The organism is Rhodopirellula sp. J20-39, from assembly GCF_057365095.1.
The window spans coordinates 2,389,663-2,403,046 of record NZ_CP195123.1 but is presented as its reverse complement, the minus strand read 5'-3'; the positions used below and the strand labels follow the sequence as shown (position 1 = coordinate 2,403,046).

General features: G+C 53.7%; 12 protein-coding genes. 7 read left to right on the top strand and 5 right to left on the bottom strand.

Annotated elements, in window-relative coordinates; translation table 11 throughout:
* Positions 1-146: 146 nt before the first annotated feature.
* From ACR3ZL_RS08730 to ACR3ZL_RS08720, 3 genes are all read right to left on the bottom strand, one after another.
* The gene (locus ACR3ZL_RS08730) at positions 147-1,421 is read right to left on the bottom strand and encodes a hypothetical protein (RefSeq protein ID WP_473648249.1); all 1,275 of its coding nucleotides are present in this window, start codon (positions 1,419-1,421) and stop codon (positions 147-149) included.
* Between the two features lie 456 nt (positions 1,422-1,877).
* Positions 1,878-2,042, bottom strand: a complete 165-nt coding sequence (locus tag ACR3ZL_RS08725; protein ID WP_473648250.1) for a hypothetical protein — start codon at positions 2,040-2,042, stop codon at positions 1,878-1,880.
* Between the two features lie 52 nt (positions 2,043-2,094).
* Positions 2,095-3,348: a DUF1559 family PulG-like putative transporter gene (locus ACR3ZL_RS08720; RefSeq protein WP_473648251.1), complete on the bottom strand. Its 1,254-nt coding sequence runs from the start codon at positions 3,346-3,348 to the stop codon at positions 2,095-2,097.
* 491 nt (positions 3,349-3,839) lie between these two features.
* Here ACR3ZL_RS08720 and ACR3ZL_RS08715 point away from each other — a divergent pair, with 491 nt between their 5' ends.
* Both ACR3ZL_RS08715 and ACR3ZL_RS08710 read left to right on the top strand, forming a co-directional pair.
* Complete coding sequence (locus ACR3ZL_RS08715; protein ID WP_473648252.1) at positions 3,840-4,430, top strand: sigma-70 family RNA polymerase sigma factor; 591 nt, start codon at positions 3,840-3,842, stop codon at positions 4,428-4,430.
* A 34-nt stretch (positions 4,431-4,464) separates the two neighbouring features.
* Positions 4,465-6,006, top strand: coding sequence for a FecR domain-containing protein (locus ACR3ZL_RS08710; RefSeq protein WP_486173382.1), 1,542 nt, complete (start codon positions 4,465-4,467; stop codon positions 6,004-6,006).
* A gap of 158 nt (positions 6,007-6,164) precedes the next feature.
* On the opposite strand, the gene ACR3ZL_RS08705 is transcribed toward ACR3ZL_RS08710, so the two are convergent.
* Positions 6,165-6,932: a GGDEF domain-containing protein gene (locus ACR3ZL_RS08705; RefSeq protein ID WP_473648255.1), complete on the bottom strand. Its 768-nt coding sequence runs from the start codon at positions 6,930-6,932 to the stop codon at positions 6,165-6,167.
* Between the two features lie 357 nt (positions 6,933-7,289).
* Between ACR3ZL_RS08705 and ACR3ZL_RS08700 the strand changes: the two genes are divergently transcribed.
* From ACR3ZL_RS08700 to ACR3ZL_RS08685, 4 genes are all read left to right on the top strand, one after another.
* On the top strand, positions 7,290-7,685 hold the full coding sequence (locus ACR3ZL_RS08700; protein WP_473648256.1) for a response regulator transcription factor: 396 nt from the start codon (positions 7,290-7,292) through the stop codon (positions 7,683-7,685).
* Between the two features lie 82 nt (positions 7,686-7,767).
* Complete coding sequence (locus ACR3ZL_RS08695; RefSeq protein ID WP_486173381.1) at positions 7,768-9,537, top strand: GspE/PulE family protein; 1,770 nt, start codon at positions 7,768-7,770, stop codon at positions 9,535-9,537.
* A 127-nt stretch (positions 9,538-9,664) separates the two neighbouring features.
* Positions 9,665-10,840: a type II secretion system F family protein gene (locus ACR3ZL_RS08690; protein ID WP_473648259.1), complete on the top strand. Its 1,176-nt coding sequence runs from the start codon at positions 9,665-9,667 to the stop codon at positions 10,838-10,840.
* Positions 10,840-11,184 carry a competence type IV pilus major pilin ComGC gene (locus tag ACR3ZL_RS08685; protein WP_473648260.1) on the top strand — a complete coding sequence of 115 codons (345 nt, stop codon included), beginning with the start codon at positions 10,840-10,842 and terminating at the stop codon, positions 11,182-11,184. The genes ACR3ZL_RS08690 and ACR3ZL_RS08685 overlap by 1 nt, the downstream gene beginning before the upstream one ends.
* Before the next feature lie 398 nt (positions 11,185-11,582).
* Here the strand turns inward: ACR3ZL_RS08685 and proS are convergent, their stop codons facing one another.
* Positions 11,583-13,082 carry a proline--tRNA ligase gene (proS, locus tag ACR3ZL_RS08680; protein WP_473648261.1) on the bottom strand — a complete coding sequence of 500 codons (1,500 nt, stop codon included), beginning with the start codon at positions 13,080-13,082 and terminating at the stop codon, positions 11,583-11,585.
* A 79-nt stretch (positions 13,083-13,161) separates the two neighbouring features.
* Here proS and ACR3ZL_RS08675 point away from each other — a divergent pair, with 79 nt between their 5' ends.
* A complete protein-coding gene (locus tag ACR3ZL_RS08675) occupies positions 13,162-13,380 on the top strand; it encodes a hypothetical protein (RefSeq protein WP_473648262.1) in 219 nt (72 codons plus the stop codon).
* Positions 13,381-13,384: the final 4 nt, after the last annotated feature.

Genomic DNA, 13,384 nt, shown 5'->3' with positions numbered 1-13,384 from the left:
AGTACAAAGGGCGGGGCGTCAATGAAAGACGGTTGGGTGAATCGGAGTCGGCTGACGTCAAAGCAAGACCGATCGCTTCAAACAGCGAAGCAGATCGGCTAATGCAAAGAGCCAGCGCAGGACAGTCAAAGTATTTTCGTGGGCCGCTAGACTCCGTCCCCGCGGATGACTTCAATCGAGGACAACGCCTTTAGCTCATTGGCTTCTAAAGCGCGATCGAAAACAGCAACGCCGCCAATCCAGCCGGTGAACCCGACCGTTCGCGCACTATGAATCACGCGGCCAATCGTGAAGGGGCCACCGCTTTTCGCGTCGGCGGGAGTGTAAATCGGGTGAGGGAACCACCATGGGTTTTTACGAACAGCTTCAAGATCGCGATCGACAACCTTCCATTCACCGCTAGTCTGTTTCTCGAATCGAACCTTCACACGGGTGTATGGGAACTGGTGAAGTTCTTCGCGAATCTCATCCGACTCGCTTAGCACCTTCCGAGACAGCAGTTCATCTTCGGGCGGATTGTAATATTGATCTGCTGGATAGCTAACGTCCTCGCCGGGCTGAACGCCATCGATCCGGCTCAATTCGCCTTGACGCCACGCATTGTAAACCTGCGGAATTCGTTTCTTAATGTTTTCTTGCCAATGATCCGCAGCCTTGCCATCGAGCCAACTCTTCAGCTCGCTACGTTGAGGACTGAACGTCATCGCGAAACAATGCCACGAACGATCAAGTTGGTCATCCGGTGCGTCCGCGGGTACCTGCGGTGCCGTTTCCAGAGAATAGGTTTTGTGCATCGCATATTTAAACTGAAACGACCCAGCCCCATTTTCGGAAACATGGCCACACGACGATCCAGCCCGTTCTAGCCCAGCAAAAATTGCGTACTGTCGCTGACCACGCTCTGTACGCTGAATATTCTGTGTCGCCTTTTCTTTCAGATCGGTGCCCTCATGCCAGATTCCTGCCAATGCGTGATTCCCACTTTCGCGGATTGCCCAAGCGACGATCGAAACCGGACGGTTCGCCCCCTTGATGTCGATCGAAGAATCGTGAAAGCGTTCTCGCGGAACCATCAACAAAGGACGGAATGATGCATCCTTCTCCTTTCGAATCTGAATCGCCTGACCGAACGGACCTCGACCAAGCAATGGAAAATCCTGATAGTTCGCCTGACGACCCTCCCCCCAGTAATCCTTGACGTAGTTATTGGCATCAAGCGGGAAGTCGTTACTTGCTCCATCCGGCACGTGTGCAATGAAGCGTCCCTGTTCCCCCGGTTCTCGCTTCACAAAGTCCCAGAAAGCAACGCAACCAGGAATATTACGCACGCGTTCAACTCGGCGTTGATAATCCCCCTCGTCCGCGACCGCAAAACTGAGACAGGAGAGTAAAACAACAAAAGCAGGAAAGGTTCGAGTCATCAAATTCTGTTTTCTGGGATAGTGATTTGTTTAGATAGTTTTGTCACATTGGGTGCCCGATGGCTGGCAAACGATCGGCCATCGAGTCGCAACGAATAGACAACGACTGCTTCCCCGAAAAAGACTCAACATTTCCGCATAAGTTTTCGAGAGCAGGTATTGGTAAACGCTTTCAACAGTTTTAATTGGTGTTCACCATTCAAGGCGAGATGGCAACACGCCCACCAACGCATAAGCCCATGGTATTTCACGGACCAATCGAAGTGCGAAACAGACACGCTTTCTTCTGCCGGCAGCGATTGATTGTTAGCCCGATCTCATTCCCATGAGGCCTTGGTCATTGCCCTTATTAGGCACAGCGACCAAGGCCGATTATCGCAATGAACTTTCAACCCTAGCGAACGAGAGAAACGGCATTTCCTAGGGCGTCATTGGGTTCCAACCGTACGGTGGTTTCTATTGGCCTGCGACAGAGACGTCTTCATGCAGTCCTTCAGGATGCTCCACTAGAAACGCATCCAGCTCTTCGCGGCTGGAATTCAATTCAGGTTCATTGCCAGCCCCACATCCAATAGAAAAAACGGGAACCAACAAAACCAAAAGCAAAAATACGTATTGCATTAGAAACTCACACGAGCGATCGGAAAAAAGAGAAACGCCAGAACACAAAGCCTTAAAACTCGGCATCGAGGACCTCTTTCGAAGCACGTGTCCCCAGTGCACCCCATAGCCCGTATGGACTTGGCGATCCCGACGGCGACACATCTCCCCCCTTGCCAATCGAACGAGCGTTTTCGTTGCCCGCGTCAATTGAATCGGTCACGAATTTAACTGCTCCATCGGCCATCAAAACGTGGCAACCACCTTGGTGACGGCTTCCCGGAGGAAGAATCCCCTCATCGGTGTATCGCCAATGCAGACAAATTTCGCGGTTGGGTCCGGTGACCGTTGTCATGCTGGTGTGCCAAGGACGTCCCAATGCCCATTTGTAACCGCGACGGTTCTCGGCCGCACCGGTTTCTTCCAAGGTACTTGGGAAGTCGGCGACCGGTCGCCAAAACTGAGGCCGCTCTGGATCCACGGCCGGCTTACAAACCGATGCACCATTGGTGTAAGCAATCGAAGGCGAGTAACTATTCTTCTGGCCAATCCCATGAGTCCGCTTGTCCCGATCACCTAGATCCGTGACGATTTCGCCAGCACAGATGGTATTCGCCAGCCCATCAAGAATGTCACGAAACGCCATTTTGTGGCGAGCCTTAAAGACACCTCGGCAGGCGGCGCGAGCTTGTTCCGTGTGAGTTCCGTTGGTCGAAATCGTACCGTCGGAATTAACTGCACCGGCGACTTGCTGCTGCGTCGAGTCGCCAACACAGCACGCATAGTTGGTCCGCCCTTGGCTGGGCAACCCACGACCTGGATCACTCGGGCAACGGAAGGTAGGAACGTTCGTCATCCATGGCGGGTAACTAGCGCGACCTTCGTCCGTCAAGCTACGCCGAGGCTCGGGCCCCATCGGCGGGAACCTCTTGGCGCCACCAATCGGCTCAAGCAATGGATTGCTGAGCTGCTCCCACAATGCCTGTTGCTCGATAAATGGGGTGAGCCCCACCAACCAACTTAAGGTAAAGGAGTTATGGCAAGTCTCCACCTCATTTTGGTTTGACGCCATCGGATTCGGAGCCCAAGTACTGTCGGCGTCCTTGGTTCCACCACTTTGCATTGGAAGTTGCTTGTACGCAGAGTGGTAATTGTGCAGACCTAAACCGATCTGTTTGAAATTGTTTCCACAACTCATTCGCCTCGCCGCCTCGCGAGCCGCCTGGACCGCCGGCAACAACAAACCTACTAACACGCCGATAATTGCGATGACGACCAACAGCTCTACGAGCGTGAAGGCCAGCCGATCCATTCTTTCCTTACCCATAAAATTTCTCGCTTTACATTTCGAGGCACCCACGACCAGGTAATGACTGGTCACTGACAAATCCATCAAAAACTGAAACGTGACCACTTCCACACGGAGGCACCAAGACACCCTAGAAACCGTTAGCGGCGACTGTGATCACACTGATAAAAGTGCCACCCAGCCAGCAATTGGACGCAAAAAATGAGCGTTTCCAAAAATCAAACCACTTTTCCACGTATTTCCGCAATTTGTTGGGTACAAATGGGATCATCGTGCAGAAGACGCTTTAGAATTGTGCCCCACAAAGAAGCTCTCAAAGGCCGAACTGCAACGAAAACGGGCTCCGCAACTCAGGGTCAGAATCCGGCAGACCTGACCGAGATTACGGCCGGTGAGCCAACTTGATGCATCCAAATGTTTTGCTGCATTGTCTATTCACAGCAGAAATTTCCGGTTAACCAAAGTTTACTCCGTCCAATCCGTACGCTTTTGGCACTTTCTAATTAACAATGCCCAACCACAGCACAAACGCAGACTGGGATTTAACTAGCTCATCAACAGACAACTCATCAACCAACGATTCGACGGAAAGCTTTATTCGTTTGATTGGTCAACACGAACGCATGTTGTCAGCATTCGTGATGACCATGCTTCCGAATCTCAATGATTCCGATGACATCCTCCAAGAGACCAAAATCGCTCTTTGGCAATCGTTCGGTTCCTTCAAACCCGGAACCGATTTTGGTGCTTGGGCACGCCAAGCCGCGATGTACCGCATTCTCGATTTCCGTAAACGGATGGCACGTGAAAAATTGCGATTTGGTGTTTCCGAAGAGTGTTACATCGCCTTGGCCAAACAGTACGACGAGACTTCGGCATCACGAACTGACTCGCTTTCCAAACTAGCCGGTTGCTTAGCCCGACTGCCTGATGAACAGAAAGAAGTTATTCAGATGCGATACATGGAAAAGCTGGAAATTCAAAAGATCGCTGACAAGTGCAAACGCACCCACTCGGCTACTTATCGATTGCTAAGCCGGATCCGTTTGTCGCTGCGGAAATGCATGAGTTACGAAATCAATAGCCCAACGGCTACCTAAGGAACACACACCTGTCCAAATTGACCGCGAACCAATGAAAGCTTCCGACCAAACCAAACTCGCCGAAACGATCGATCGGATGATCGATGGCGATTTGTCAGCAGACGACGCCGACTGGCTTAACCAGTTACTGCTTAACGATGACGAAGCCAAGAACTTATATTTGGACTTAGCAGGTGCGAATGCGCACATGTACCTGCATTGGCCACAACTGGAACAACAGCAACTCGAACCCGCGCCCGTAGCCGTTCGCAAACCCGTTCGTCAATTTTCACGCAGCGCTGTTATGGTGTTGGCAACCTGTGCAAGCGTTTTAGTCGCGACCAGTTTATACACCCTGATGTCCGATCGCCGGGAAAGTGCACTAGCGGAGCAATCCGCTGCGACGGTCACTCAGGTCTCCAACCCGATTGCGACGATTACCAAATGCACTAACGCGCAGTGGGGCGAGTCAACTTTACCGACCATCCTGAACAGCCCTCTAGAACCTGGACGTTTGCGTCTAAAGCAAGGGCAATGCACGATCTACTTTGAATCCGGGGCAGTTGTCTCCTTAAGTGGCGATGTTGATTTTGAACTGACCAATGAAATGACCGCAAAACTGCATTCAGGTGCAGCACTTGTCAAAGTTCCACCGTCCGCCCGCGGCTTTGAAGTTAGCACGCCCAATGCGAGAGCGGTCGATTTTGGCACGGAATTCCTGATCTCATTCAGCCTGCTCGACAACACATCCCAAGTTCAAGTCATCAGCGGCGAAGTGCAGATTTGGCATCCGGCTTCTGGCACAGGGCACAGCATGTCGCGTGGGGAAGCAGTGCGAATCACCCCGGAAAATCCTTTCGAAAGGATGGAATTCACCGGTGCCGAGGAGTACTTCAAACGAGTCGAACAAGAACTCGTTCCCAGCAACACAATGCGGATGACTACCGCAATGGGCCGCGGACGCGACGCCTCGATTGTGCAAAGCAATCTGGAAAGCTTGCTCGATCCCGCGTTAGTTTTGGTCAAGAATTGCCGAACCGATTACCGCCGAAAAGGTTATCTCGCTTTCGATCTGGAACCGCTTACGGGACAACAATTTGAAAACGCGAGATTGATCCTCACACTGCAAGATGCCTATCTGAGCACGATTCGCCTGCCTTACGATGCGGTCTTCAGTGTGTTTGGTATCACCGACGAATCGCTTGACGATTGGTCCGCCGAAGACATTGATTGGGGAAACGCCCCTGCCAACATCGATGACGCGACTGAATTTGCAGCCGACAAGTCGATCAAACTTGGGTCTGTACGCGTGCTGGGCGGTCGATCCGAAGGGCAGGTGATTCTGGACGATCCGCGGCTGACCGAATTCTTAAAAACCGACACCAATGGAGTTGTCACATTGGGACTGGTTCGAGACCTTCCCGAATCAACGCCCTCGTACAACACGGTAAACGGGTTTGCCAGTCGCCGCCATGATTCGCAATTACCACCAACGCTAGAAGTCGAACTGATGCCGACAACGGAACCGGCCGATCTCGAGGATGCCGTTGCAGACCAACCGACGAAATCGGTGATACAAGGCCCAGCAATTTAAAGCGTGGGCAATCTAGGGCCGAGCAATCTAGGGCCGGGAGCTAAGCCTCAAGATTTCGACATCACGCTTGAGATCGAGAACGGGCCAGTTTCCTAGCACCAGATAGCTCTGCAATTCCGCGTTCCATCAACTGGACCAGCGACGCGTCAAGGCTTTGCCTAGGGCCGAAATTGGGCGTTGGCGACTTCTTCGTCGTAGGCGATGACTTGGTTACGCCCTTTCCGCTTAGCCATGTACAGACATCGGTCAGCTTGGGCAATCATTTCTTCCCAAGACTCCGCTTCATGATCGCGATCGGTCGCCCCTACACTGACGGTGACGTGCAACACATCTTCGTCAGGCATCGACGTAATCTCAATCTCCTCAATCGTCCGGCGAACTCGATCGGCAATCCATCGAGCCTCGGCTAAGTTGTGCCCAGGAAGCATGACACAAAATTCTTCGCCGCCGTACCGGTACGCTTGCCCCACACCCGCGAAGGTCGATCGCAGAGCTTGGCCAACCCGACGAAGCACTTCATCGCCGGTTGCGTGACCATGGTCATCGTTGAACTTCTTGAAATGATCAACGTCGAACATCAAACAGGCGAGAGCCTCTCCCGACTCGGCGTGCTTATCCCATAAGGCTTCGGCTTGATGTCCCATCGCTCGACGGTTGCGACAACCGGTTAAGGCATCTTCCACAATCAGCTGCTGCATCTCGGCGTGACTCGCCTGCAGCTCTTCGCGGCTGGCTCGAGCTCGGCCGACCAAGTGCTCAAGCTCGTTCAGATCGAGAACCATAAAACCTTCGCTATAACGATTGCTAGTCTCTGATAGCGAGCGGCGATCATCCAACGGTGATGCCCGGTATGTCAATCGACATAGCAAGAAACCACTGATCAACCAACCGAGCGACGTGATTGCGAATAGTGAAACGTCAGGCAAGTGAATGCATCCCTAAGAACCGGCGTCATCAAACTAATTCAGCATTGGACGCCGTAATTTCGAAACGGGATCCCCGTTCGGGCGTCACCTTAAACATGGGGAACGATGCCTCGGGCGGCAGACAACGCGCAAGAATCTACCAAAAGTTTCCTGGACGCCCCCCGTAAAAAAATCCGGTTATGACGGATGTAACGATCAGTTTGATTAGTCGCCAGACGTATTGGCGTGAGGGTGAATGGGCGATCACTTCGTTTTCGCCTGTCACCAAAGCATGGCCTAGCTTTCGATACGTTCGATTCCGCTTTCGTGGAATGCCACGTTGTCCGCTAAGCCATCCAAGCCATCTGTCCTAACGCCATGCCTCAAACACAACAGCTCCGCATATTGCTTGTCGAACCTGAGTCCGTGTTGGCCGACCTTACGTCGTTTCGACTCGAATTGCTTGGCTATGACATCAACATCGTCAGCGAAGGGGCACAAGCCAAAGACTGGCTCCGGCACGAAAGCATCGACCTACTGATCGTTGACACGAAGCTCCCGGAAGGCGACGGGATCGAATGGCTATCGGAATTAAGACTGGAGTTTAAAGCGGCTGATTCGTTCCCAGTCCTGATGCTGTCACTCGACCCCAGCTTGGAGTCCGTGCGACGAGCTTATTTGGCCGGTGCCCAAGACTACTTAATCACACCATTCGATCCGACGGTGCTTGAAGAAAAGATCCAACATCTAGTAGGCGGAACACTCGTTTCGTAATTAAGACCAACAGCGGCATCACTAGCAACTGACCTTTCCTGCATCTGCAGCCTTCCCACCACTCCCCTTCCCCAGCAATTCCATGCGACGACTCGGCGACATCTTAATCGACCAAAACGTCCTCACGCCCGAGCAAATCGATGCGGCGTTCACGTCCAAGCCTCGCGGCGTGATGTTGGGCGACTGGCTCGTCAACCAATCGCTATTGAGCAACCAACAACTTGGCGAAGCGTTAGCCGAGCAGTTCGGTGTGGCCTACGTCGACATTGACTTTTCCGCGGTCAACCCGCAGGTCGCACGACTAATGCCGGAGGACTTCGCTCGCTCGCGTGAGTGCGGTGCCATTGCCGTTAGCCACCGCACGCTGACCCTGGCGATGGTTGCGCCCGACGATATTGAAACGATCGCGGAAGTGGAACTAATGACGGGCTATCATATTCGTCCCGTCGTTGCACTCAAAGACGATGTGCTTGCGCTGCTAAATCGGGTCTACGACGATCGTGCTTTCGCGCGTCAAACCATTGTCGACATGAAGATGGCGGAAATGGCCGAGGTCGGCGAAACGGAAGAAGAAGACGAATTCGCAGCAGCCAATGTCGGCCAAGAAGACGCGCCCGTGGTCAAACTGGTTCAAGCGATCTTGTCCGGGGCCGTGACCGCCGGCGCGAGCGACATTCACTTGGAACCACACAAACCGGAAATGCGAGTTCGATATCGCGTTGACGGTGAGCTTCAGGTCGCGATGACGATCCCCAATCACATTGAAGATCCCGTGATCAGCCGTATCAAGGTGATGGGCGATATGGACACGACGGAAAACCGACGCCCCCAAGACGGGCATCTAACTGTCTATGAAAACGGTAAGCGAGTCGGTTTTCGGGTCAGTGGGATTCCGACCGTCGATGGCCAAAAGCTTGTGCTACGACTGCTCGATGAAGGCGGCCAAACATTCAACTTGGCCGGCATCGGAATGCCGATACGCGACTACGAAACCATCCGAACCATCCTGGATAAGCCGCACGGCATGTTCGTCGTCACCGGTCCTACCGGTAGTGGAAAAAGCACGACGCTATACGCAGCTTTGGAACATCTTAATGACGACGATCGCAACATCGTGACCGTCGAGGACCCCGTCGAGTACCGCTTGCCTGGGATCAACCAAGTACAAAGCGACAACGAATTCGGAATGGGCTTCGCCAACGCACTGAAGTACATCATGCGGCAAGACCCTGACGTCATCATGCTCGGCGAAATCCGTGATTGCGAAACGGCAACCACTGCTGTCCAAGCGGCATTGACTGGCCACATGGTGATCAGCACTCTGCACACCAACGACGCCGTCGGTGCGGTGCAACGGATGGCTGACCTAGGCGTGGACCACTTTAAGATCGCCGGATCGTTGCTAGGTAGCGTTGCCCAGCGATTGTTGCGGTGCGTTTGCGATAGCTGCAAAAAGGAAGCACCGGCAAACCTTAATCTATTGGAAGCGTTGGACCCCGAAGGCCTGGTACCACGGGACACTCGTTTCTACCGCGGCGAAGGCTGCAAACGATGCCTGGGAAGCGGTTTCGCTGGTCGGATGCCCATCTTTGAGATCATGCCGATCAACTCACAAATCACCGCGGCGATCGAAGCCGGTGTGCCTCACTCGCAACTGGAAGACATGGCACTTGACGCCGGAATGATCCCGCTACGACGCGCCGGACTGGAAGCCGCGATGGCTGGCCGCACTTCGCTGGAAGAAGTTTACTTCAAGACCAGCGGAGACCGACGCAGCACGGTCACGGACAACAAACTCGGCGGTCGCCGTGACTCGGATCCCACCGTGGTCGTTGAATCCGCGGCCGGATAGTTACCGCACGTTATTGCGAAACCTTCTTGCTGTATGAGTGCAATCTAGTACTGCCTGAGCACGAAAGTCAGACAACACATTATTCCCAATCTACGATCTTGATGTACTTGCTAACCCGCTCGCTTTCATGAACATGTCATCCCACGCTCGTCAACGTTCCGCCACGGTATCCACCACCGGTGGGTTCATGTCGTTCTTGCAAAAGCTCAATTCGATCGAAGTGGGCGGACCGTCACGCAAGCTCGGCAAGGGATGCGAATCCAATAAGATCCCAGCGGTTCCGCTCTCGCAATTGTTGCGGATGCTGTTGATGTTGCTGCAAAACGGATTGAGCTTGCCTAAGGCACTCGGATCGTTGGCGATGGACCGATCCAATCGCAAATACCAAACCGTGTTGCTGAAGATGCGAAGCACCATCGTATCGGGCGGCACGATTAGCGACGCGATGGCTCGCTACCCACGCACGTTCTCGTCCATGCAAGTACAACAAATTCGCTTAGGCGAACGCAGTGGTTCACTCGAAACCGCGATGGCGCGAGTGTGTGAACAAATGGAGCGAAAGGTTGCTTTGCGAAAACGGATTATCAAGAAGATCAGCTATCCGATTTTGATTTCAGTCGCTGGATTTGGACTGATGATCTTCATGTGTGTCGTCGTTGTCCCTGAATTCGAAACCGTCTACAGCAGCAGCGGTGTCGACCTGCCACCGGTCACTCGCTTTGTAACGGGAACCAGCCGAACGCTGTTGCAATACGGATGGACCGCGTTCCCCATTCTCGGAGCTCTTGCCACACTTTGGATCGTGGGTCGCAGCAAACCCAAAATAGCGATTCAAATGGACGCCGTCCTACTGAAGTTGCCCATCGTCGGGCCATGGCTTCGCGATGCAGCCGTGTTGCAGTTCGTTGAAGCGACCTCCGCGATGGTCCAATGCGGTTACAAACCAGTCGATGCAATCGAAGTTTCGGCGGCATGCGTCCGCAACCGCTGCGTCCGTCGTGCGATCAACGAAATCAATCAAGGCGTTCGCCGAGGTGAAAAACTCAGCGTCGAACTGGCCCGACATGAAGAATTCTTCCCCGCAACGCTGTGCCAGTTGATTGGCGTGGGCGAGCAATCGGGTGAGTTTTCGCGATCGCTGACCGGAACCTGCGACCACTTGCGGGAACGTCTCGAATATCGCATCGATGCAACCGTCGGGATGCTCGAACCCATTTTGACAATTGGCATGGCGATCATGATCGGCGGCATGGTGCTATCGATCTACACGCCCATGTTCCACATGTTTGAGGTACTGGAATAATGAATCTGACAAAACGAACGCGAGCCGGATTCAGCTTGCTAGAAATTGTCGCAGCCGTTGTCATCACGTCGATGCTGGCCGTCGCGGGCTTCTCGCTTATGGGCGACCGCAGTGAACTTGCCCACACGCGAACATGCGAGGGACACCGGGTTTCGCTGCAATTGCAGGCGGAGCTCTATCGGCAGGAAACCGGTCGCTGGCCCAACACTTCACTTAGCGATATCGCAACATCCAACTACGCAGGCACCAAGCTGCCACACTGCCCAATGGCCCCCGGGGCTAACGGGACCAACTACGTCTTACGCAGCGGCAAGGTGACCTGCCAGTACCATCCTGAAAAGTAGCAGCGATCGCCAATCGCTCGGAAGGACTCGTTACCTCGTCCACTACGACCAGCCTTGTTGCTAGAGCGTTTTAAAAAAGGATGTAGGCGGTGTCACCAGACTCCGGTGCTCTGAATTCTGTCGAATCCAGCTACAAAAACCAGTCCCGTAATGACCCGAAGTAGGCCGGATGAAGGAGGCTTTGCGACGCCCATCCGGCAGTCGCGTGAATGCCGGAACGTCGCTGCGCTTGGTCCGGCCTACGAACCACAAACTGAATTCTGGCGAACCCAACTACCGGGATCGGGCACGTCAAATCTCAAAATGCTCTAGGGCTGGCCCAAAGAAGAGTTTGCGTCTCGCAACTTTAAAGCTAACGGAACGGCACGGGCCGTCCTGCATGGGAACTCGACCAGACGCTAGTACGCCTTCGCGAAGACACCTTTTTGCTCGGTCGGCTTTCCGGTGAAGAAACAGGTCCCCTGTTTACCGTCGTTATCGCACGGCACGCAGCGAATCGTCACCTTCAGTTCTTTCAGAAGTGGTTGCAGCGAAGCTTCATCGGCGAAGTAGCAATGGGCAAAGCCGCCGGCGATTTGCTTTTCATCACTGGATGCAAAGTAGGCTCGGAAGTCAGCCTCGTTGTCGATTTCAACCGTATTGGATTCACGCAACTGAAGTGCTGCTTCGAACAACTCTTGCTGTAGCGTTTCGAGCTTCTCACCGATCGTGGCCACGATTTCTTCGCGGGGAACGCCAACGCTTTTAGGTTTGTTTCGAATGCCGCAGAAGACACTGCCAGCGGCCATGTCCTTGGGGCCCACTTCCAAACGAATCGGCACACCACGTTTGACGTGGTACCACTTCTTTTCGCCACCGCGGATGTCACGGTCGTCGATCACAACACGTACCGGAGCACCTGCATAAGTTTGAGCGGCGAGCTCGTCACGCAAGCTATTCACATAGGCCATCACATCGGCCCGTGAATCTTCTTTGTAAATCGGTTGGATGACGACTTGCGAAGGCGCCAAGCGAGGCGGCAAGACCAGCCCATCATCGTCGCTGTGCGTCATGATGAGTGCACCGACAAGTCGCGTGCTAACGCCCCACGACGTGGTCCAGGCGTGCTCGATCCCACCATGCTCGGTTTGGAATTTGATCTCTTGAGCCTTGGAAAAGTTCTGGCCCAGGAAGTGACTCGTGCCAGCTTGCAACGCCTTGCGGTCTTGCATCATCGCTTCGATCGAGAGCGTTTGGACGGCACCGGGAAAACGCTCCAGCGGAGTCTTGCTACCGACAATGACCGGCATCGCCATCCAATTTTCGGCGAAGTCACGATAGACCTCCACCATTCGTTCCGTTTCTTCGACAGCCTCTTCCGACGTGGCGTGAACGGTGTGACCTTCTTGCCACAAGAACTCCGCCGTTCGCAAGAACATCCGAGTTCGCATTTCCCAGCGAACGACATTGGCCCATTGATTAATCAAAATCGGCAGATCGCGGTAGCTCTGCACCCACTTAGCGTAGGTCGCACCGATGATGGTCTCGCTGGTTGGGCGAACGATCAGCGGTTCTTCGAGCTTGCCGGCGGGACGCAAGCCACCGTCAGGATCTGGTTCCAGTCGGTGGTGCGTGACGACCGCACATTCCTTCGCGAACCCTTCAACATGCTCGGCTTCTTTTTCCAAGAAGCTCATCGGAATGAACAGCGGGAAGTAAGCGTTTTGGTGACCAGTCGCCTTGAACATGTCGTCCAAAGCACGCTGGATGTTTTCCCAAAGCTGGTAACCCCAAGGCTTGATCACCATGCAACCGCGAACCGGTGAGTTCTCGGCAAGATCAGCGGCGCGGATAACCTGTTGATACCACTCCGGATAGTCATCGGCTCGGGTCGGGGTGATAGCGGTCTTGGCAGCCATTGAGGGATTTCGAGTGATAGATTGGGAGGGGATGAGGATGTCCGATTGCGGATCGGATTAACCGGCCGTAGCGGAAGCCATGACGGCGAGTACAACTTTTATCGAACGAATTTATCCAACGAAGCTGCCTGACGCCTTCGGCTGCCAAACACCATCGCTGAACCGAAACGATGCAACGATTGGTTTATTAAGCTTGAATCTTTGGGTTGTCACCGAGGCAACCAGTCCGATTGACTTGAGTTGCTTGCAGGACTTGTTACCTCGCCCCTACGGTCAAACCCAAGATCAGATGAACTGAAAGC